The following is a 20907-nucleotide window of genomic DNA, read 5'->3' as shown; positions in this document are numbered from 1 at the left end:
GATACACACTTAGCATCATGTTTTGTATGTGTTTTTTTAAAACTTTACAACTTTAAAGTCTTTTTCAGGTTAAAGGATACAACTTTAATGTCTCTACACAGCTGAGGGTAAATGACAAGCGGGCGCGGTCATTCATCATTGCATTTTAGGGGCTGACGGCGACGTCAGTCAGGTGTACAACGTCCAGAATATTGCTGGCGGCCACGGTTCCCATCTTGATGTATGACGCTGCGCTGACGCCGCCAATATGCGGCGAAATGATGACGTTATCGACGGTCTGCCACAGGTTCGGGGCGGTCAGTGGCTCGCTGGTAAAGCTGTCGAGTGCCGCGCTGTGCAAGGTTCCATCCTTCAGCGCGTGTAACAGGGCTTCATCGTTAATTAACCCGCCGCGCGCTGTGTTCACCAGAATCGCGTTACGTTTACAGTGCGCGAGCGTGTCTGCGTTGATCATTCCTCTGTTGTCGTCAGTGAGCGGACAATGCAATGAGATAACATCGGCACGGGATAAAAGGTCGGGTAAGGTGTTTGCCCGTTCACAACCAGATGGCATCGTTTTAGCGTAAGGATCATACGCCACAATCTGCATGCCGAATGCCTGTCCCACCAGCGCAACCCGCGAGCCAATCGCCCCCAGACCGATAAGCCCCAGCGTCATGCCTTCCAGCTCGATAGATTTGTGCGTGGCTTTATCCCAGTGCCCGTCGCGCAGGCGTTTATCAAGGGTGACCACGGATTTGGCACAGGCCAGAATCAATGCCCAGGTATGTTCTGCAACCGCTGCCGCATTGGCGCCGGGGGCGGAACGAACGGCGATATTACGCGCCGCTGCCGCTGGCTGGTCTATCACGTCAATGCCGCTTCCGTGTTTCGATATAACCTGTAATGCAGGGGCTGCATCCATGATCCTTGCGGTTATTTTGCCGTAACGCACCAGGATGGCCACAGGATTGTGCCGTTCGCACAGCGTAACCAGCTGATCTTCTGTGGGCTGGTGACCGGCATACACCACGTCAAAGTCTCGCAGCATGCTGACAGCCTGGTCCGCCAGGTCGCACCCCGTGACCAGTACAACGCGTTTGTCTTCCATTACAGCGTCTCCCCGTCAGATAACATGCCTGCCTTACGCAGCGCGTCGTTAAGCCAGTGTGGACGTAAATCGCCCTCACGAATAGCAGCAAGACGTCGGGTCTCTGTTTCAAGTTTCCCTTTGGCCATGGCGATAACGGCCTGCACTTCATCACGCGGGATCACCACCACGCCGTCGATATCCGCGACCACCAGATCCCCGGCTCGTACCGTTGCACCAGCGATAGAGATGGGGTGATTAACCCGGCCAGGAATGGATTTTGTCGGGCCACAGGGGTTAAGACCGGCGGCGAAGACGGGGTAGTGCCCTTTACTCAGGGTATCGGCATCACGTACCGCCCCGTCAATGATGATGCCCGCAATACCGCTTGCCTGGGCCTGCGTCGCCATAATCTCACCGAGCAGCGCACAGGTCAGGTCGCCTTTCCCGTCAACAACCAACACATCGCCAGGCTGTGCTACGGCCATTGCGGCATGGATGGCCAGATTATCTCCCGGGCGCACCTCCACGGTGACTGCCGGGCCCGCAACGGCCATGTGAGGCGCGAGCGGTTTGATACGACCATGGAGTGTACCGCGGCGACCGGCAACATCCGCCAGAATGGCGGCCTGATACTCGGCAGCCTGGTGAACCTGTTCAGCCGATACGCGTTCGACCTGACGATTAATCAATGATTTTTCAGAAACGGACATATATGCCTCCATATTGTTTTACTGTGTACAATGCAGGTGTACAATACAAAACAACTATAGCGGTGTTACTTTCCCATTAGCCAGATCTGCGATGGCGTTTGTGATGTAAACACGAAGTGACTCACAAAAATTGAGGTACACTCACTGCCGAGCAGAAAAGGAGATGATGATGGGTAACGAAGGCGTTGTAGCGGTCGAAAAGGCGCTGGCTTTACTGGATTGCTTCCGTCCCGGCGATGAGAGCCTGACGCTGACCGCGCTGGCGCAGCTATCGGGTTATCACAAAACCACGGTTTACCGGTTAATGAATTCGCTTGAGCGAATGAACTATGTCGTCAGGCATGATGACGGCAATTATGCGCTTGGCCCACGTCTGCTTTACCTTGGCAAACTTTATGAACAATCTTTCCATCTTTCCCGGGTGGTGCAGCCTGAGCTTCAGGCGTTATCACAGGCCTCTCAGGAGAGCGCCAGCTGGTATGTGTTAGAAGGCGGGCAACGTCTGTGCCTGTTCCGGGCAGAAGCATCGCACGGGTTGCGTCACAGCAATCTGCCGGGTACTCAGTTTCCGCTGGACGATTCTGCCATCAGTAAAGTGCTTCGCCACTGGGGCCTTAATGACCCGCTGCCAGAGGGGGAGCCCGCTGTTCCGCTCTATACCGCAGGCGCCCGTGACCCGCATACTGCGGCGTTCGCAATGCCCGTCTTCGGCGTCAATGACAAGCTGATTGCGGCGCTGGCGTTGACCGGGCCCATCTCCAGACTGACTGAAGATCGCCGTGAACAGGGGATCAGCCAGCTAATGCATGCCACCGCCAGCCGCCTGTCACAGAAAATGGGGGCCAGTAAGCCTTTTTGCCAGCAGTTTTATGGGGAAACGCAGGATACTGCGGAAGAGAGTCTCTAAGCATAAAGCGGGACGTGCGTCCCGCTTTTGTTATGTCTAATGGGTGACCTGCTTTTCATGCAACTGAGCATTGCGGGCCTGGCGTCCCATCACCAATACCGCGATACCCCCCGTGACGCATAACGCCGCCAGAGGAAGCATGGCTAGCGTGTGGCTACCCGTCCGTTCGTTGATAATACCGTAAGCGTTGACCATCACCGCACCGCCGATAAGGTTAGCGATGGCGCCAATTGCAGCCAGCCCCGCAGCCGCCGACGTGCTGCTCATCCAGCCTGACGCCAGCGCCCAGAAAGGCCCCTTCATTGAATACGCCCCTATCAGCATGATGCTCAGGATAACAATGGTGGCGGAAAGAGAGACGCTGACAAAGGCGGCAAATACGCCTGCGGCAATAATGAAAAGGGTCAGAGCGGTATGCCAGCGGCGTTCGTTGGTTCGGTCCGAACTGCGTCCCCACACAATCATCAGTACGGATGCCAGACCGTAAGGAATGGCGTTGAACAGACCCGTCTCCAGATTATCAAGGTGGAACGATTTCAGCAGCTGCGGTGACCAGACGCTGATGGTGGTGCCCGCTGATGACGCGCCTGCGTAAATCAGCGCCAGCAGCCAGATTTGACGATGCCTGAGCAACTGCCATGTCGTCTGGTGTCCGATATTTTTTTGCTGTTGACGCTCGGTTTCAAGCGTCGTTTCCAGCCATTTTTTCTGTTCCGCGTTAAGCCAGTTAGCCTGGTGCGGACGATCGCGAAGAACAAACCAGGCGGCAATACCCAGCAGGACGGCGGGTAAACCTTCAATGATAAACAGCAGATGCCAGCCGCGCAGACCCAGCCATCCATCCAGCGACAGAATCAACCCGGACAGCGGCGAGCCAATAAAATTGGCCAGCGGGATCGCGACCATAAAGGACGCGATAATTCGCGCACGGTAGCGGGAAGGGATCCACCAGGTCAGAAAGAGTACGACGCCGGGGAAGAAGCCCGCCTCCGCGGCACCCAGCAGAAAACGCACGATATAAAGCGACGTCGTGTTTTGTACCAGTGCCATACACATGGATACCACCCCCCAACTGATCATAATGCGGGGGATCCACAGACGTGCGCCAACTTTCTGCATTGCCAGATTGCTTGGAACTTCAAACAGAAAATACGCCACGAAATAGAGGCTACTGGCGAAGCCAAACGCCGCTTTGCTGAGACCGAGATCCTCATTCATCTGTAGCGAAGCCATGCCGATATTGCCGCGATCGATAATGGAGACCAGATAACTGACTATCAGAAACGGGAGGATACGCCAGATCACCTTGCGCATAGTCTCTCTTTCTATGTCCTCAGTGGCGGCAGTGCCATTACGAATATGTTCTGTCATGTGTTCCTCGCAGGGTCTGTTCTTGGTTTTATAAGGTACAACTCGGTTTTATTAAACAAAACCACTATAGCGTCGGCGCCTTCTTTTTATCCAGTTAATGGAAGGTTTAAATGATGTAAATAAGACGTGACTCACAGTTAACGGGCTTTACCTCGTGAGCCTAAACGACAGATGCGCCACCCCCCGTTGTGAGGTAAAGTACACACCTTGCGCAGCCAAAGAGCTGCGGTTTTGTGGGGTATAGGCGAATAACACGCTCCCCCATTCTCACTTCTGGTTTACGCCAGCCTGCATGGTGTTGTGTTTTGTCTTCTTAAAAGGGTTGTCTATGTCTGCTGCTCATCTCGGTTTCCCGACGGAAACCGTTGTTGTCTTTGTGGTGATGGCCGTTGGGGCGATGTTTATCGACCTCTTCATGCACCGTCACGATAAACCGATCTCGCTGAAAAGCGCGGCCATGTGGTCCATCTTCTGGGTCATGATGGCGATGGCGTTTGCTGGCTTCTTATACGTGCACCACGGCGCGGAGATGGCCAGTCTTTTCCTCACCGGCTATGCACTGGAAGAGGTGCTCTCCGTCGACAACCTGTTTGTGATGATGGCGATCTTCGCCTGGTTCGGCGTGCCGGATAAGTATCGTCACCGCGTGCTCTACTGGGGCGTGCTGGGGGCGATTGTGTTCCGCGGTATTTTTGTTGCCATCGGCACCAGCCTGCTGAGCCTGGGGCCATACGTTGAGGTGATTTTTGCGCTGGTCGTCGGCTGGACGGCGGTGATGATGCTGAAACGCAATGAAGAGAGTGATGAAGTCGAGGATTACTCCAACCATCTGGCGTACCGCCTGGTAAAACGCTTCTATCCGGTCTGGCCAAAAATCAGCAGCCACGCGTTTATCCTGACCCAAAAAGAGGTGGACGCCGAGCTGGAGAAGCCTGTAAACAAGGATGTGATGGTAGGTCGCGTGAAGAAGGCGAAGCGCTACGCGACGCCGCTGCTGCTCTGCGTGGCGGTGGTAGAGCTGTCCGACGTGATGTTCGCCTTCGACTCCGTTCCCGCGATCATTGCCGTCAGCCGCGAGCCGCTGATTATCTACAGCGCCATGATGTTCGCGATCCTCGGCCTGCGTACCCTCTACTTCGTGCTGGAAGCGCTGAAGCAGTATCTGGTGCATCTTGAGAAAGCGGTAGTGTTACTGCTGTTCTTCGTGGCGTTCAAGCTGGGGCTGAATGCGACCGATCACTTCTGGCATCACGGTTATAACATCGGTGCCACGGCAAGCCTGTTTGTGGTGCTGGGGGTACTGGCGCTGGGGATTATTGCGAGCGTGATGTTCCCGGGGAAACGTGAGGCCTGATGTATCGCCCGGTGGCGCTTCGCTTACCGGGCCTACGACTGGGATGTAGGCCGGGTAAGGCGCAGCCGTCACCCGGCAAAAGGCTACTTTATTATCGGTGAGTTTCGGCGCTTGCGCGGATGATGGAAATGGCGCCAGTGCGGATCCTGCGCCGCCGCCAGCAGCTCGTGGTCGCCACGCGTGTCGCCCCAGGCGCGCAGGTGATATGCGTTCAGATCGCCATACACCTTTTCCAGCCTCGCCACTTTCTGCGCGCAGCGGCAGTTGTTACCGGTGATCCGCCCGGTCAGCTTGCCGTCTTTCACTTCCAGCTGCGTGCCAATCAGCTTAATGCCGAGCTTATCGGCCCACGGCTGCAATACCAGCGCCGGGGAGGCGGAGCAAATCGTCACTTCCGCACCGGAATTAACTTCGTTGGCGACAGCCATGACCCCTTCCGGGCGCATAAGCTTGTTCCAGTATTTTTCACAGAAGGCCTCTGCCTGCTGACGTAACCAGTGCTCATCCACCCCCGTCAGGAAGGTTTTGATCAACACCTCTTTCAGCTCATCACGCGTCAGCTTGCGACGCACGCAGTGCAGCGTAGGCAGGGCCATGCGCACCAGGCGACCCGCAAAGTAGCGCTTGCCAAAGGCAAAGCGCAGGAACGGAATAAAACTGTCGTGGTGCGTCAACGTACCATCAAAGTCAAAGACAGAGAGCACGCTGGACTTCGCCACGGCTTCGTCGGCAATCATATTGGTCATAAATACGTCTTAGCTGAAATACACATTCTGTTCACTAGTTTACCTGCTTTACCTTCACAGTCCTTCTATCCGATCTCATTTTTTCTCGAACCTGTGGCCTGACGGGTCAAACTATGTCATCCACCACGCCACCGTCAACGCGCAGCGCCGCGCCGGAAGTCGCGGAGGCCTGCATGGAACAGACATACACCACCATATTCGCCACTTCTTCTACCGTTGCGGCGCGCTGAATAACCGAGCTGGGGCGATTCTCCATCACGAACGCTTTCGCCAGCTGCTCCAGCGATTTGCCGGTTCTCTCCATCTCGTCTTTCATCATTGCGGCAAAACCGTCCGACATTGTCGGGCCCGGCAGCACGCTGTTCACCGTGACGCCGCTGCCTGCCACGAACTTCGCCAGACCGCGCGCCAGCGAGAGCTGGGCGGTTTTTGTCACGCCATAGTGGATCATATCCGCAGGAATATTGCAGGCCGATTCTGACGAGATAAACACTACCCGACCCCAGCCTTTTTGTACCATACCGGGCAGCAGGGCACGGGAGAGGCGCACGCCGGACATCACGTTGGTTTGCCAGTAGCGTTCCCAGGTCTCGTCGTCGGTGGAATAAAAATCCTGCTGGCCATAGATCCCGGCGTTATTCACCAGAATATCGACGTGCGTGGCGACCCTGAGCAGTTCGTCAACGCCCTCCTGCGAGCTCAGGTCGGCGATGGCGGCACGGACCTGTACGCCAGGCACCACCTGCTGGAGCGCCTGAATGCCTTTGTTCACCGAGTCGACGCTGCGCCCGTTGACGATCACTTCCGCACCGCTCTCCGCCAGTCCGCGGGCGATGGCAAACCCAATACCGCCGGTGGACGCGGTCACCAGCGCTACTTTCCCCGTTAAATCGATTTTCATCGTTCACTCCTTGTCGTTTTATGGTTCAAAACTTAAAGCGTAGCAGTTGACGATGACGGCTCCTGTTTAAAAAGGCGCAACAGCGTCTCAACCTGCTCGTCCAGCGGGCTGAGGGAGCGTTTAACGATGAGGTGCAGCGGCGTGGCGCGTCGAACGCCGTGGCTGAGGGGCAGGATTTTGAGGATGCCCTGCTGGAGCGGGGTCTGAATGCGTTCTTCCGGTAACCAGCCATATCCAACCTGATACATCACTGCTTCGATCGCGGCATCGATGGTGGAGAATGTCCACGACTCCCCGGTGGGGCGAACGGTGGGCTGGCTGTCTGCGATCTGAATGCGCGGCCACGGTCGAAGCATCTCGTCGTTAAGCGGTGTATCCAGCGCAAACAGCGGGTGCGCGTGATGCGCGACGGCAACAAAATCGATATTCATCAGCCATTCGCCCAGGCCGGTAATGTCCTGGCGGCGGGTTAAGACCATCACGTCGGCCTCATCATTGAGCGCATCTGCGCGGCTGTTTTCCAGCACCTCGGTAAGCCGCACCTGCGTTTGCGGGTACAGCTGCTGAAACTGGCGCAAAATCGCGAACAGCCGGCTGCGCGGAAAAATACTGTCTACCATCAGGTCGATACGGGTTCGCATCCCGCTGCGCAGGGTCGCAGCGCGCGTTTCAACATAGGCGAAGGCTTTCAGCAGCGGTTTAACCTGGTTCAGCAACAGCTCACCCGCCGGGGTCAGCACGGCACGGCGTCCCTCTGTCATCAGGAGCGCTACGCCCAGCCGCTCCTGCAAAAGCGACAGGTTATAGCTGACCGAGGACTGGCTGCGATGGGTCTCTTCCGCCGCCTTAGCGAAGCTGCCAGCCTCGATGACTCTTTCCAGCAAGGCCCACTGTTCGAGCGTCGTCTTGTGCATGATTAATCTAAATTTTGGATGAATTTGATTCAAACATAGCGTTATTCATTCATTTTTTGAAGGGGTACGATCGTCTCATCAAAACAAAGGAGACATCTTATGAGCACCTTCGATAAACATGATTTAAGCGGCTTCGTCGGCAAACATCTGGTATATACCTACGACAATGGCTGGAACTACGAAATTTACGTTAAAAACGAGAACACGCTCGACTACCGTATTCACAGCGGTCTGGTGGGCAATCGTTGGGTGAAAGATCAGCAGGCCTACATTGTCCGCGTCGGGGAAAGCATCTATAAAATTTCCTGGACGGAGCCAACCGGTACCGACGTGAGCCTGATTGTGAACCTGGGCGACCGCCTGTTCCACGGCACCATCTTCTTCCCACGCTGGGTCATGAATAATCCGGAAAAAACCGTCTGCTTCCAGAACGATCACATTCCGCTGATGAACAGCTACCGTGATGCCGGGCCAGCGTATCCAACCGAAGTGATTGATGAATTTGCGACGATTACTTTTGTACGCGACTGCGGTGCGAATGACGATAGCGTTATTGCGTGTGCTGCCAGCGAGTTGCCAAAAAACTTTCCTGATAATTTAAAATAAGCTTAGCAACGCGTTAAATGCACAACGGCCATTTCGGTTTTAACCCGAATGGCCGTTTTTTATGCTGCAGAAATACCGGAGTAAGTCACCGATTCCGCCGTTAAGGTGAAAGGCGTAGGAGTACAGACCGCCAGGCTCAGCGAGCCGAAGCGAAGCTGGCTGACCGGGAGCGACTGGGCGGTGCTGTCAATGCTGACAATCTGCCACGCGCTGCCGCCACGCTGTTTGACGATCGCCTCTTTGCGCGTCCAGATGCGCCAGAATGCGGAAAGCTGCTCTTCCGGTGCTTCACGCTCCAGCTCGTCATGCTCGGTGAGGCTGAAAACGGCATTCGCCAGCGCCTGCCAGTTCTCCCGCGGGCGGATCACTTCGATATCGCAGCCAACCTCGCCTTCATCGCTTATCAGCATGGCAATATCGTCCCCGCTGTGGCTCAGGTTAAACCACAGCGGATGGCCGTTAGCGAAGGCCGGTTTTCCCTGCTCGCCGTAGATTATCTCGGGAAGCGGTGAGGGGGATAAAGTTCTCGCGAGCAGCGTCCGGCCTGCAAGCCAGGAAGCGTATCGCGCACCCTGAGGTGCCATGTCTGCGAGCGTTGACGCCAGCGGGTCCGCGCTAAGGGTGGAGATCTTCCCCAGTACAAACTGGTACATAGTTACGCCCAGCGTTTAATGATTATCGAGGTATTAATGCCGCCAAAGGCAAAGTTATTGCTCTGAATAAATTCGCAATCAATCGGGCGGGTTTCCCCCATAATATAATCTAAAGCGCCGCATTGCTCATCCGGTTGTCTTAAATTGAGCGTCGGCGTGAACCAGCCCTCCCGCATCATATGCAGACTCAGCAAGGCTTCCAGCGCGCCGCAGGCACCCAGGGTATGGCCGAAATAGCTCTTTAAGGATGAGATGGGCACGCTGTCGCCGAAAATAGCGGCGGTCGCCTGACTCTCGGCGATATCCCCGCGATCGGTTGCCGTGCCGTGGGCAGAAATGTAGCCAATGTCCTGCGGGCTAAGACCCGCCATCGCCAGCGACTGCTCCATACACACCTGCATGGTTTCACGCTGGGGCTGGGTGATGTGCGCCGCATCGCAGTTGGTGGCAAAGCCCACGATCTCGCCATAGATTGTCGCCCCGCGTGCTCTGGCGTGATCCAGCGCTTCCAGCACCAGCGTGCCCGCCCCTTCGCCAATCACCAGGCCATCGCGCTGAACGTCAAACGGCGACGGCGTGGTTTTGGGCGCGTCGTTACGCTGGCTGGTGGCAAACAGGGTATCGAAAACCGCCGCTTCCGACGGGCACAGCTCTTCCGCGCCGCCTGCCACCATCACGGTCTGGTAGCCGTGACGAATCGCTTCCCAGGCGTAGCCAATCGCCTGGCTGCCAGAGGTACAGGCGCTTGAGGTGGGGATCACCCGTCCGCGCAGGCCAAAGAACAGTCCGGTATTCACCGCCGTGGTGTGCGGCATCATCTGCACGTAGGTGGTGCCGGTGATGTTGTGGGTGTGCTTTTCGGTGAGCATGGAGGCAAACTCGCTGACCGGTCCGGTGCTGCCCGTCGACGAGCCGTAGGCGATGCCGGTCTGACCGTTGGTCAGCACCGCGTCGTCGATCAGTCCCGCCTGCTCCAGCGCCAGCTCGGTGGCGCGGGTTGAGAGCAGCGACACGCGGCCCATGGCGCGAATGCGCTTACGGGTATAGTGAGCGGGGAGGGTGAAATCTTCAATCGGCGCGGCGAGCAGGGTTTGCAGGCCGTCATACGCCTGCCACTCCGTCATGGTACGTACCGCATTTTCATACTCGCGCAGACGGCGCGAGATGGTCGGCCAGTCCTCGCCGAATGCGGTGATGCCGCCCATGCCCGTAATCACTACCCGGCGGGTCATAGCATGCCTCCGTTGATCGATATCACCTGTCGCGTCACATAGCCTGCTTTATCCGACATCAGGTAGCTCGCCAGCCCGGCCACTTCCTCGGCCTGGCCCATACGCTGCATCGGGATCATCGACATCGCCGCGTTCAGCGCGGCTTCATCCATCTCGATCATACCGGTATCAATCAGCCCCGGCGCGATGCAGTTGACGGTGATTTTGCGTTTTGCCAGCTCGGTGGCGAGCGCTTTGGTGGCGCCGATGATCCCGGCTTTCGCCGCGCTGTAGTTCACCTGCCCACGGTTGCCCATAATGCCTGACACCGACGACAGGGTGATGATCCGCCCGCCCTTGCGGGTGCCGATCATCGGCATAATGCAGGGATGAATGACGTTATAAAAACTGTCGAGATTGGTGTGGATCACGCTGTCCCAGTCATCGTCGCTGAGCGCCGGAAATGCGCCGTCGCGGGTAATACCGGCGTTACTGACCACGCCATACCACGCGCCGTGGTCAGCGATCGCCTGTTCCAGCACCGTACGGCACTGCTCGCGGTTGCCCACGTCAAAGGTGAGTAAACGGCCCGCGCCGCCTGCCTGGACAATCGCTTCCAGCGTCTCCTGCGCGCCCGCTTCATCACGATGGTAATGCACGCCGACGGTGAAACCGTCCGCCGCAAGCTGAAGGGCGATAGCGCGGCCAATGCCTTTGCTGGCGCCGGTGACCAGTACGGATCTCATGATGGTGTTCCCTGGTTGAAAAGTGTGGTTAATTCTTCCTCGCTCGGCTGGAAGGTGTTCACGCGGCCCGTGGCGAGGGAGACACTATCCGCATGAATGGTGCACTCGAAGCTGCCAAAGCGTTCATCCTGCATCAGACGTTCGATGGTGATGGTCAGCGTGCTGCCTGCGGCAAAATGCCCTGCGTCGCACACCAGCTCGCGCGCGCCCAGCACCATGCCCAGCGCACAGTGCGGCAGCCCTTTTTGCATCCGATGCCATTCAGACCAGACGCCCACGGTCTGAGCCATCAGCTCCAGCGCAAACCAGCCGGGCAGGTTGCCGCCTGCGTCCAGAAACGGCGCCAGAACGCCCCGATCGTTCACCGTCACGTTGCAAACGGCGCGGTCATCGGTGACGCTTTCCACGCTCTCAAGCAGCAGCATCGGCGTGTCGTGAGGAAGATAATCCCCGGGTGGTAAGTAGCGCATCATACTCTCCCCAGCAGAAGGCTGGCGTTGTTGCCGCCAAACGCGAAGGAGTTTGACAGGATCACTGGTTTATTCAGCGGTGCGCTCTGGTGCAGTAGGCCGAAGGCGGGCAGGGTGTCGTCCGGCGCGTAGCGGGAAAAATCCTGCGGCGGCAGCGGCAGGTCTCGGGTCAGGATCAACCAGCTCAGGGCGGCCTCGGTGATCCCCGCGGCACCCAGCGTGTGGCCGGTAAGATGTTTCGTGGAGCTGCACGGCACGCGGTCGCCAAAGAGTTCGTGGATCACCTGCGCCTCAATGCGATCGTTCAGCGGCGTGGCGGTGCCGTGCAGGTTGATATAACCGACGTCCGCCGCCGTCATGCCCGCCTCGTTCAGCGCCTGGGTGATGGCGCGGATCGCCCCTTCGCCCTGCGGATGTGGGGCGGAAATATGGTACGCATCGCTGGATTCCCCCGCGCCCAGGAGCGCAATCTCGCCCGGCTCGCGGGTCAGTACCATCAGTGCTGCCGCTTCGCCAATGGTGATCCCCCGACGGTTGCGGCCAAACGGTTCGCACAGGGTCGGGGAGAAGGATTCCAGGCTGTTGAAGCCGTTGACCGGCATTCGGCTCAGGCTGTCGGCCCCGCCGACGATGGCGACGTCCACCAGACCGGCGTCGATCAGGCGACGGCCGCTGATGATCGCCCGTGCGCTGGAGGAGCAGGCGGTCGAGATGGTATACGCCGGGCCGTCCAGCGCAAGCCAGCTGGCGAGAAAGCGCGACGGATCGCCCAGCTCCTGCTGCGGATATTGCCACTGCGGGCTGCGCTCGCCGTTCTGCGCGCGGCGCACGTACTCATCACCCTCGTCCAGTCCGGAGGTGCTGGTGCCCAGCACCACCGCCACGCGGTCGCGCCCCACGCGCGCAATGGCCGCATCGACGGCGGGCCGGATTTGCGCCAGCGCCGCCAGCAGCAGCTGGTTGTTGCGACTTCGATGCGCAGAAAAAGACCCGGGAACAGGGGGAAGATCACCCTCCACCCCGCCCAGCACGGCCTCGGGTAAGCCCTGTAGCCAGCCCGCACGCTGGCGCATCCCGGGGGCCACGCCAGCGTTCAGGTTTGCCGCTATTTCATCAGCCGAGTTGCCGAGCGCGTTGACCATGCCAACGGCAGAAAGATAAATCATCTCAGTCACCCAGATATTGAATGGTGATGTGGTAGTGAAAAGCGTGCTGCACAATGCTAATCGGTTCGCGCCTGCCGTTACGGTTCAGGTAGGCAATTTCCGTGACCAGCTTGCCATCGGGGTTGCGCAGTTCGCGTCTGGTGTCAGTATCGTTCAGCGTCCAGCCTTTCGGCAACTGCGGCTGCCAGGCGCTGAGCGGCCAGTGGCTGAGCATCACGTCGGCCAGCACCTGGCTGGCGGGCGGCAACTGCGGCATCACAACCGACTGCTCGGTGTGGATCCCGGTGTCGTCGTAGGTGGCGAGGAACAGGCGGATCCCGACGGAGGAGAGGCCGGCAAGCGTCACTTTATTTCCATCGGCGTTCAGCATCACCAGCAGCGACTGGGTCTGGCCTTTAAAACTGCCGGTAAGCAACTGCTGCGCGCGGATGGCAGGCGTGATGCCCGGCGGTGGCAGCGTGACACGGGTACCGGGCTGGAGCCAGGCCTGAGGGCGCGCGTCATCGCGGTTCGTCGTATGGCTACACCCCGCCAGCAACAGGGCCATCATCACTGCCGCCAGGCGAATGAAACGGGTCATGGTAAGTTCTCTTTGTTAGTCGGCATCGCCAGCGGGGCGAGCAGGAACGCGGTGAAGATACCGCTCACCAGCACAATGCCAAAGCTGCTGATGGCCTGAGTGGTGCTGAACACCAGCATCCCCAGCGTCAGCAGGGTGGTCATCATGGCGAGGGTAATCGCCAGCATGGAGGTCAGCGGCGTGCCGCGCGGGTTGCTGAAAAACAGCGTGTAGTTGATGCCAATGCCGAGGACCAGCACCAGCGCCAGCAGGGAAAACAGGTTCACCGGATGGCCCGTCACGGCCAGCGCCGCCAGCCCGCCGCCCAGCGACAGCACGGACGGCACCAGCGCCACCAGCCCTTTTCGCCAGCCGAGGCGCACCACCGCGCCGCAGGCTATCACCGCCAGCGCCACGCCCAGCAGCCCCGTCAGCAGCGCGCGGTAGAGTGCAAACAGGCTGTCGAAGCTGGCCTTACGGTCAACCCAGACGACTCCGGGATGGCGGGCGGCCAGCTCACCGAGCGCAGCGCTGTTTCTGACGCCATCGACCGGGACCAGCACACCGCTTTTGCCATCCGGCAGCGTCAGCCACAGCAAACGCCAGCCCTCGCTGGCCGGACTGGCGAGCCACGCCTCCACGCTGACAGGCATGGCGTTCAGATTCGGGGCGACGGCATTCAGCCCCGTGCTTTGCAGCATTTTCGTCACCGTCGGCGCGGCGTTACGCAGAAGTTGCAGATCGCTGTTCTGCCGCGCCAGCGAGTTCAGCGGCAGGGTGCGCCAGCGGGTTAATTCTCCGGCTTTTTGCGCCTGCGCCAGCGCTGGGGTAAACGCCTCCAGCCGCTCCAGCGTTTCCTGAGCCGACGCGCCATACACCACGAACCACTTCTGATCGACATTTTGCCCGGTCAGGGCGGTGATGGTTTTTTCCTGCGCCAGAATGTCCTGCGGCAGCGCCTGAAGCCGGGCGATATCGTCATCCACCCGCAGGCTGGCGATCCCGATGGCGGAGAGCAGCGCCAGTGCTACCGGCAGCCCGACGGAGAGGGCTTTGCTGTCGCGCCAGGCGTTCAGCCAGCGCTGCATCATCCCTCTCAGGGGGATCGGGCGAACCGGCATGCCACGGCACAACCACGGGTGCCAGAAAATTACCGTCAGGCACGAGGCGCTCAGCCCTGCGGCGGCGAACACCGCCATCTGACGAATGCCGGGGAAGGGGGCCAGCATCATGAAGAGATACGCCACGACGGTAGTCAGCAGCGCCAGCAGCAGCGCGTTACGCACTTTTGCCAGGCTTTGCCAGGGCGAGTGTTCCGCGCCGTGCACCATCCGCTCCGTGAGGTAGTAAATCGTATAGTCCGCCGAGATGCCGATGATGCTCATGCTCATCACCAGCGTCATCAGGTGCAGCTCACCGAACAGCAGGAGCGTCACGACCGTCCCCGCCAGTGCGCCGATGGCAATGGAGAGCAGGCTCAGCAGCAGCGGACGCACGGAGCGAAACACCGACACAATCAGCAGGATCACCCCGAGCACCGTGGCGACGCCGAGCGTGGAAATATCTTTTTTAGCCTGCTGGCTGGCGTAATCGCTGTAGAACACCGTCCCGCGCGACAGCAGCTGCGCCTGTGGATACTGGCTTTTCAGCGTCTGCTGCAACGCGTTGAGGGTGGTCACCAGCTGGTGGGTTTGCTGCATGTCAAACGACGAGCCTGCCAGCTCGCCGTGCAGCAGATACCAGTAGTTCCCGGCCGCATCTTTTGTCACCAGCCAGCCGTCCATCAGCTGCATCTTCTGGCTGTTCTTCGCCAGCGCGAGCTGCGCGCCGCGCATCAGCATCAGCGGATCGTTTTGCAGCTCCTTGCCGCTCACGCCGGAAAAGGCGGAGTAGAGCTGGGACAGGATCCACTGAGCCTGCGTTTCACCGCCGTTTTGCAGGCGGGCGCGGGTGGCCGGATCGACCAGGCCATTGCGGTGCTGCCAGAAGAAATCTCCCCAGGCCTGTTGCCCGGCGGCATCCAGCGGACCTTTTACGACACTCAGCGCCTGGCTGCGTTGCAGCAGGGTTAACCACTGCTGCGCCACGCGCGGGTCCGGCTGTTTACCAGGGCTGACCAGCCAGATGAGCTGGCGGTCGAGGCGCTGCATAAATCCGTCGTTGAGGGCGGGAGGGATCGCGCCGAGCGTCTGTTTCGGCAGCATGGCGAGCACGCTGCTGTTCAGCCGCGCGCCGGGCAGCAGCGACAGCAGCACGCCCAGCAGGATCAGGCATACCGCGGCCCACAGCAGCGCCGGGCGCAGGGCGTTACGGTGCGGCAAAGCGCTGGCGTTCTGCATCGGTCAGGCGGGCGGGGGTCAGTTGGTGGCGGGAGAGGGCGATATCCGTCGTGTCGCCCTGCTTATCGTTCAGGCGAATGGATTCCAGATAGATCGCGCCCTTCAAATCAAGGGTGGAGAAAATCTTGTCCAGCGGCGTGGTGACGGGCGTCAGTACCAGCGACCAGCGGCCTTCGCCCAGGTCTTTGAAATCGACGCGGAAGTTCTCTTCCAGCACCTTGCGGTCGGCCTGGAACAGCGCCCGCAGCAGATGGTTGAACTGGAACATCTGCGGGTTAGTGTCGGCGGTAATGGTCTGCGGCGGCTGACCGTTGACGATTTGCACCATCCGTTTGTCATCCAGCAGCAGCGTCAACGGGAACGGCGCTTTTTGATCCCACAGCAGGCCATTGTCACGGGCGATCAGCATCTCCCCCTGCGAGCGCAGGGGCTGAGGCATGTCCTTTATCGTGCGGGTCTGTTCGAAGTGTGCGCGCACCACCGGTTGCTCCGCAAACCGCTGTTGCAGTTCATCCAGCGTGACCGCGTTCACCAGCGGGCTTACCAGCAGCGCGAGTAGCGTTATCCACTTCATGGCGCGATCCCCATGCGTTCGAACAGAATGGCCGGGCTGACAAAGCACATCTCCCGGCTTGCTTCTTCCACCGCCACCTGAATGGTGTAGCCGGTGGTGGTGCGTTTCCCGGTTTGCGCGTCGAAGATTTGATAGGCGATGCGCAGACGGTTTTCAACCTCTTCAATATGGGCGCGGACGCGAATGCGCTGCTCGAAGGTCACCGCGTCGCGGTATTTCACCCGCGTATCCACCACCGGCCAGACGTAGCCGGACGCTTTCATCTGGCGATAGCCGTAATCAAACTGGTTGAGCAGCGCTTCGCGGGCAATCTCAAAATAGCGGAAATAGTTGCCGTGCCACACCACGCCCATCATATCGACGTCGTGGAACGGAACGGTGATTTCAACTTCAGCCGTAAAGCGGGGATCGGTCAGCACCCTTTACTCCTTCTCGTTGACCTCTGGCAGCTGCCAGAAATCGAAAAAATTAAACCAGTCGAGCGGCGACAAGAGCGCGTAATGCTCCAGCCGCTGCGCATAGCGATCGACGGTCTGCTGTAGCGCCTGCTGGCGTTCGCCGCGCGGCAGCAGCAGCGGGTCGGCAAACGGCTCGCAGTGCAGGGTCAGCTTTCCCTGCTGGCAGAGGGCAAAAATCAGCACCACCGGGCAGCGCAATAGGGACGCCAGGATAAACGGTCCCTGCGGGAACGGCGCGGGCTGGCCCATAAATTCGCTCCATATCACCCGCCAGCTGCCGCCGCGCTGCGGGGTGACGGCGATGCGATCGCCCACGATCGCCACCCATTCGCCGCGATCCAGCTTCTCTTTAATGAGGATGGCGGTCTCCGGGCCAATGTCGGTGACCGGCATCAGGTGAATGCCCGCTTGCGGCGCCATCTCCTCCATCACCTGTTTAAAACGCTGAGCATTGTCGCTAAAGACCAGCGCGTTGATGGTTTTCGCCCCTTCGCGCTGGGCCAGCGCCCGGCAGGCTTCCACATCGCCAAGATGCGACGCGAGCAGCAGTTTGCCCTGAGGATCGTCAAGACCCAGCGCCTCCTGCGCGCCTGGCGCAAAGACCAGATCGCGATGAAGCTTCATTTCGCCGCGCCAGCTGGCCACTTTGTTCAGCATGGCATGACCGAAGCGCAGGAAGTGGGAAAAACTGTTAAGCCGTGCGGGTTGCGGCATTTGCCGCTGTGCCATCACCGTTTTAACCCGCGTCAGCCACTGCTGCGACGCCTGACGCGCAGCGCGGGCGGTCAGCCAGTAGACGGCCGTAACCGGCCACAGCAGGATGGTAAACGCCTTTCGCCCCAGCAACTGCCAGACGCGCAGCATCAGGCGCATGCCCCATAATCCTTTCACCTCCTGCTGCTGCGCCCAGTGCTGCGAGCGGCGACGCATCAGCAGGGAAGGAATGCGCGGCAGCATGCCGAGAAACAGACGGGTATGCATCAACGAGATGCGCACGTTGTCTTTCAGGGCATCGAAATGGGATACCCCGTCCGGCGGATAGGTCACGCGGGTGGGCAGAAAATAGCTGGTGTTGCCCTGCCAGTAGAGGCGCACCATCACTTCAGTATCAAAATCCATCCGCCTGCCAAGCGGCGTGCCCGCCGCCAGGCGCATTACCGGCGCTATCGGGTAAACGCGAAACCCGCACATGCTGTCTTTCAGTTGCAGGGAGAGGGTTTCAATCCAGACCCAGACGTGTGTTATCCAGCGCCCGTACAGGCGCGAACGGGGGATCGAGTCATCATAAACGGGCTGACCGGAAATGAGCGCATCGGGATGGCGTTCGGCCAGCGCCAGCAGTTTGGGGATGTCTTCAATAGCGTGCTGGCCGTCAGCGTCCACCTGAACGGCGTGGGTGAAGCCGCGATCGGCACAGGCTTTCAGCCCCTGCATCACCGCCGCGCCTTTGCCGCTGTTTTCGGCGAGGCGCAGCAGCGTGACCTGCGGACGATCCGCCGCCAGCGCTTCAAGCGTGCGGCGCGTGGTTTCATCACTGCCGTCGTCCACCACCAGACAGGGCAGATCGAAAGGCGCCAGGCGCGCCAGCACCGAAGCCATCATCGCCCCGTGGTTGTAGCACGGGATCAGCACGCAGGGACGGAAGGTTACTGACATAAGCGAATCTTCCCGCTGCTGGCGGTGTGGCGCTCGTTACCCGCATGGCGCTGGTAGCTAAAGGTCAGCATCTGGCGTTCGGGCTGCCAGGCAAGGAGCAGCGTGACCGTGTTCTCCGGCAACAGCGGGGCGGCGAACTTTACGTTCTGAATACTGTGAAAACGGTAGCCCGGCGCCAGCGCGGCAGCGTAATGCATCACCCGGTCGAGCTGGGCCACGCCCGGCAGCAGCGGCTGTACGGCGAAATGTCCCTTAAACCAGAGCAGGTCAGGATCAAGATAAAGGGTTATCTCCAGATACCCGGGGCCAGGCTCGCGGCGTTCGATTTCAGGGATTTTCATGAAACAACTCCTGTAGCTGGGCAGTTACGCGCTTGTTCATGCTGTTGACCGGAATTTCATCAACGATCCGCCAGTAGCGCGGCACGGCAACCGGTTCAAGCCAGGGGCGAAGGGCGCGACGCCAGGCGAGCTCCTGCGCTTTTTTGCTCTGTTCGTGTTGCTGACGCACCGCTTCATTCAGCACCAGCAATACGCCAATACCCTGACGCCCGCCGCGCGTCACCGTCAGCGCGGCGGCTTCGCGGATGCCGTCCAGCGCCAGCAGGCGGCGCTCAATGTCATCGAGCGAAATGCGCTTATCTTCAATTTTGACCACCCGACCGCGGCGCCCGACGAGGCTGAACTGCCCGTCAGCCGTGAAGTGCAGGATATCATCCAGCAGGACCCCCTCCGCCTCGGGGATCAGCGGCGACGTCACGCGATCGCCGTGAAACGTCACGCCGGGGAAAGGCTGCCAGCGGATGCTTTCCTCCTGACGGTAGCGCCAGGCCATAACCCCCGTTTCTGTGCTGCCGTATATTTCATCCGGCCAGACGTTGAGCCAGGCCTGAACCGCGGCGACCTCCTGCCAGGGCAGCGCGCCGCCAGCGGAGAAGAGCAGGTTGACGGGGGGCGGCGTCAGCGACGCGTCCAGCCGCTTGAGAAACGCCGGACTGCTGATGAAAAGATAGCGTTTATCGTCGGGAAGGGCAGAGAGCTGCTCGGCATAGTTGAGCAGGCTGGCGTGCAGCGGCAGGCCGAGCGCCATGGGTAAGACGACACGAAACGTCAGGCCATACAGGTGGTGCAGCACCACGGAAGCGACGACGTGACAGCCTGCCAGACGATCGCCAAAATGTTCCGCCAGCAGACGAGCCTCACGATCCAGGCTGACCACCGGCTTACTCACCCGCTGCGGCGTGCCGGTCGAGCCGGAGGTGTAAAGCTCGATCGTGCGCATCTCATCGATGGCAGGCAGCGGTGAAAAGGGATGGCCTGCCCGCTGAGCGGAAGCCACCCGCAGCTGTCGCCCCTGAAAATCGAGCGTGGTGTCGCTCAGGACGCCGCTGAACAGCGCCCGCTGTTCGTTAAGCTGCGCCGCCCGGTTGTGCCCAGGGAGGACCGGCGTTTTACCCGCATGCAGCGTCGCCAGCAGCGCGACAATAAACAGATAGCCGTTTTCGATGCACAGCGCCCAGCGCTCGCCTTCTTCATCACGCAGCGTGTCGACCAGCTGAGTGACATCGTGGCGCAGATCGCCAAGCGTCCAGAGATGGTTGTCCTGCCAGGCGACAGGGGTGTCGTCAGGGCGGGGGGCACTGAGCCACTGGCTAAGCGGGAGAGGGTTAAGCATCGTTTTTCATCACCCGTTGTCGCACCAGCCACTCGCCGGCCATCAGCGTGCCCATCAGGAGATAGGCTATCATTCCGTTCCACAGCGTCCACAGACGGATATCGGCGTGTAATACGGTAAACAGCGCGATCGCCCCGTTAATAATAAAAAAGCCGCACCAGACCCGGGTAACCCGGCGCGTGTAACGTACCCCGACAGGGGAGAGGTCCGGTTCACGCAGGCGCGCCAGCCGTTCAACGACAGGCATTGCCGTCCACAGCGAACCGCCAAACACCGCCAGCATCACCAGATTCACCACCACCGGATAAAACAGCACCCACTGGTGCGCGTGCAGGACGTAGCTCGCCGCGCAAAGCGCTATGCCAGCCAGCGCCACGCTCACGAAAAGATAACGCAGGGGACCGCCCTGCCGACGGGCCTGGCAGACGCGTAACAGCAGCACCAGCGCCATCACGGGCAGTATCCCGTGCAGGCTATTATTCGCCAGCCCGAAGCCGATCAAAAACGGCCATGCCAGCAGCATCAGCCCCGTCAGGGCGGGAAGAACTGGAATCGAACGCACGTTACGCGTCGCGCTGAAGCTGTTCCACAACGTCCACGACGTCCTGCACCGTGCGCACCGCTTTGAAGGTTTCGGGCTTGATTTTATGGCCCGTTTTCTTTTGCAGGTGCACTACCATATCGACGGCATCAATGCTGTCGAGATCCAGATCCTCGTAAAGCCGTGCCTCAGGGGTAATATCCTCCGGGGCGACTTCAAACAGCGTAATAAGAAGCGCAGAGACTTCCTGATAAATCGTTTGTTGTTCTGTCATAGCGG

23 protein-coding genes are annotated in these 20907 nt (G+C 59.6%); 3 read left to right on the top strand and 20 right to left on the bottom strand.

What is annotated here, in order from left to right:
- Window positions 1-145: 145 nt before the first annotated feature.
- A complete protein-coding gene (locus tag ACOTX2_RS15875; RefSeq protein ID WP_045622202.1) occupies window positions 146-1090 on the bottom strand; it encodes a hydroxyacid dehydrogenase in 945 nt (314 codons plus the stop codon).
- Window positions 1090-1782 carry an RraA family protein gene (locus tag ACOTX2_RS15870; protein ID WP_022649701.1) on the bottom strand — a complete coding sequence of 231 codons (693 nt, stop codon included), beginning with the start codon at window positions 1780-1782 and terminating at the stop codon, window positions 1090-1092. Before ACOTX2_RS15870 ends, ACOTX2_RS15875 begins: the two co-directional genes overlap by 1 nt.
- Before the next feature lie 169 nt (window positions 1783-1951).
- Here ACOTX2_RS15870 and ACOTX2_RS15865 point away from each other — a divergent pair, with 169 nt between their 5' ends.
- Window positions 1952-2689, top strand: coding sequence for an IclR family transcriptional regulator (locus ACOTX2_RS15865; RefSeq protein ID WP_063148109.1), 738 nt, complete (start codon window positions 1952-1954; stop codon window positions 2687-2689).
- Between the two features lie 36 nt (window positions 2690-2725).
- On the opposite strand, the gene ACOTX2_RS15860 is transcribed toward ACOTX2_RS15865, so the two are convergent.
- Window positions 2726-4060 carry an MFS transporter gene (locus ACOTX2_RS15860; protein WP_045308786.1) on the bottom strand — a complete coding sequence of 445 codons (1335 nt, stop codon included), beginning with the start codon at window positions 4058-4060 and terminating at the stop codon, window positions 2726-2728.
- A gap of 328 nt (window positions 4061-4388) precedes the next feature.
- Between ACOTX2_RS15860 and ACOTX2_RS15855 the strand changes: the two genes are divergently transcribed.
- On the top strand, window positions 4389-5414 hold the full coding sequence (locus tag ACOTX2_RS15855) for a TerC/Alx family metal homeostasis membrane protein (protein WP_063148110.1): 1026 nt from the start codon (window positions 4389-4391) through the stop codon (window positions 5412-5414).
- Window positions 5415-5497: 83 nt separating this feature from the next.
- Here ACOTX2_RS15855 and ACOTX2_RS15850 read toward each other — a convergent pair whose 3' ends face one another.
- The 3 genes from ACOTX2_RS15850 to ACOTX2_RS15840 form a co-directional block, all read right to left on the bottom strand.
- Complete coding sequence (locus tag ACOTX2_RS15850) at window positions 5498-6160, bottom strand: HAD family hydrolase (protein WP_063201337.1); 663 nt, start codon at window positions 6158-6160, stop codon at window positions 5498-5500.
- 106 nt (window positions 6161-6266) lie between these two features.
- Window positions 6267-7061: an SDR family NAD(P)-dependent oxidoreductase gene (locus ACOTX2_RS15845; protein ID WP_022649696.1), complete on the bottom strand. Its 795-nt coding sequence runs from the start codon at window positions 7059-7061 to the stop codon at window positions 6267-6269.
- 32 nt (window positions 7062-7093) lie between these two features.
- Window positions 7094-7975, bottom strand: a complete 882-nt coding sequence (locus ACOTX2_RS15840) for a LysR family transcriptional regulator (protein WP_023298821.1) — start codon at window positions 7973-7975, stop codon at window positions 7094-7096.
- A 99-nt stretch (window positions 7976-8074) separates the two neighbouring features.
- Between ACOTX2_RS15840 and ACOTX2_RS15835 the strand changes: the two genes are divergently transcribed.
- The gene (locus tag ACOTX2_RS15835; RefSeq protein ID WP_022649694.1) at window positions 8075-8581 is read left to right on the top strand and encodes a phenolic acid decarboxylase; all 507 of its coding nucleotides are present in this window, start codon (window positions 8075-8077) and stop codon (window positions 8579-8581) included.
- A 59-nt stretch (window positions 8582-8640) separates the two neighbouring features.
- Here ACOTX2_RS15835 and acpT read toward each other — a convergent pair whose 3' ends face one another.
- From acpT to ACOTX2_RS15765, 14 genes are read right to left on the bottom strand one after another with little or no spacing between them, the layout of a single operon-like run.
- The gene (acpT, locus tag ACOTX2_RS15830) at window positions 8641-9234 is read right to left on the bottom strand and encodes a 4'-phosphopantetheinyl transferase AcpT (protein WP_022649693.1); all 594 of its coding nucleotides are present in this window, start codon (window positions 9232-9234) and stop codon (window positions 8641-8643) included.
- Window positions 9235-9236: 2 nt separating this feature from the next.
- Window positions 9237-10466, bottom strand: a complete 1230-nt coding sequence (locus ACOTX2_RS15825; RefSeq protein WP_023298820.1) for a beta-ketoacyl-ACP synthase — start codon at window positions 10464-10466, stop codon at window positions 9237-9239.
- Window positions 10463-11194 (bottom strand): 3-ketoacyl-ACP reductase FabG2, encoded by a 732-nt coding sequence (locus ACOTX2_RS15820; protein WP_032626847.1) that lies wholly within the window; start codon window positions 11192-11194, stop codon window positions 10463-10465. Before ACOTX2_RS15820 ends, ACOTX2_RS15825 begins: the two co-directional genes overlap by 4 nt.
- Window positions 11188-11661 carry a hypothetical protein gene (locus tag ACOTX2_RS15815; RefSeq protein WP_063148131.1) on the bottom strand — a complete coding sequence of 158 codons (474 nt, stop codon included), beginning with the start codon at window positions 11659-11661 and terminating at the stop codon, window positions 11188-11190. The genes ACOTX2_RS15820 and ACOTX2_RS15815 overlap by 7 nt, the downstream gene beginning before the upstream one ends.
- Window positions 11661-12827: a beta-ketoacyl-[acyl-carrier-protein] synthase family protein gene (locus ACOTX2_RS15810; protein ID WP_063148111.1), complete on the bottom strand. Its 1167-nt coding sequence runs from the start codon at window positions 12825-12827 to the stop codon at window positions 11661-11663. The genes ACOTX2_RS15815 and ACOTX2_RS15810 overlap by 1 nt, the downstream gene beginning before the upstream one ends.
- Before the next feature lies 1 nt (window position 12828).
- Complete coding sequence (locus ACOTX2_RS15805) at window positions 12829-13407, bottom strand: DUF3261 domain-containing protein (protein WP_022651978.1); 579 nt, start codon at window positions 13405-13407, stop codon at window positions 12829-12831.
- Window positions 13404-15725 carry an MMPL family transporter gene (locus ACOTX2_RS15800; RefSeq protein ID WP_063148112.1) on the bottom strand — a complete coding sequence of 774 codons (2322 nt, stop codon included), beginning with the start codon at window positions 15723-15725 and terminating at the stop codon, window positions 13404-13406. The genes ACOTX2_RS15805 and ACOTX2_RS15800 overlap by 4 nt, the downstream gene beginning before the upstream one ends.
- Window positions 15694-16299, bottom strand: coding sequence for an outer membrane lipoprotein carrier protein LolA (locus ACOTX2_RS15795; RefSeq protein ID WP_421625941.1), 606 nt, complete (start codon window positions 16297-16299; stop codon window positions 15694-15696). The genes ACOTX2_RS15800 and ACOTX2_RS15795 overlap by 32 nt, the downstream gene beginning before the upstream one ends.
- Window positions 16296-16718, bottom strand: a complete 423-nt coding sequence (locus ACOTX2_RS15790; RefSeq protein WP_006812302.1) for an acyl-CoA thioesterase — start codon at window positions 16716-16718, stop codon at window positions 16296-16298. The genes ACOTX2_RS15795 and ACOTX2_RS15790 overlap by 4 nt, the downstream gene beginning before the upstream one ends.
- Window positions 16719-16721: 3 nt before the next feature.
- A complete protein-coding gene (locus ACOTX2_RS15785) occupies window positions 16722-18413 on the bottom strand; it encodes a glycosyltransferase family 2 protein (protein WP_038416876.1) in 1692 nt (563 codons plus the stop codon).
- On the bottom strand, window positions 18404-18754 hold the full coding sequence (locus ACOTX2_RS15780) for a (3R)-hydroxymyristoyl-ACP dehydratase (RefSeq protein WP_022649683.1): 351 nt from the start codon (window positions 18752-18754) through the stop codon (window positions 18404-18406). Before ACOTX2_RS15780 ends, ACOTX2_RS15785 begins: the two co-directional genes overlap by 10 nt.
- On the bottom strand, window positions 18741-20087 hold the full coding sequence (locus tag ACOTX2_RS15775) for an AMP-binding protein (protein WP_063148113.1): 1347 nt from the start codon (window positions 20085-20087) through the stop codon (window positions 18741-18743). Before ACOTX2_RS15775 ends, ACOTX2_RS15780 begins: the two co-directional genes overlap by 14 nt.
- Window positions 20080-20679, bottom strand: coding sequence for a hypothetical protein (locus ACOTX2_RS15770; protein ID WP_058677288.1), 600 nt, complete (start codon window positions 20677-20679; stop codon window positions 20080-20082). Before ACOTX2_RS15770 ends, ACOTX2_RS15775 begins: the two co-directional genes overlap by 8 nt.
- On the bottom strand, window positions 20651-20902 hold the full coding sequence (locus ACOTX2_RS15765) for an acyl carrier protein (protein WP_022649680.1): 252 nt from the start codon (window positions 20900-20902) through the stop codon (window positions 20651-20653). The genes ACOTX2_RS15770 and ACOTX2_RS15765 overlap by 29 nt, the downstream gene beginning before the upstream one ends.
- Window positions 20903-20907 lie beyond the last annotated feature (5 nt).

Origin of the sequence: Enterobacter cloacae complex sp. IR5412, assembly GCF_049237385.1 — a bacterium.
In the GTDB taxonomy this organism is placed as follows: Bacteria; Pseudomonadota; Gammaproteobacteria; order Enterobacterales; family Enterobacteriaceae; genus Enterobacter; species Enterobacter intestinihominis.
The sequence above is the reverse complement of the archived record's forward strand: the minus strand, read 5'-3'. Positions and strand labels throughout refer to the sequence as shown.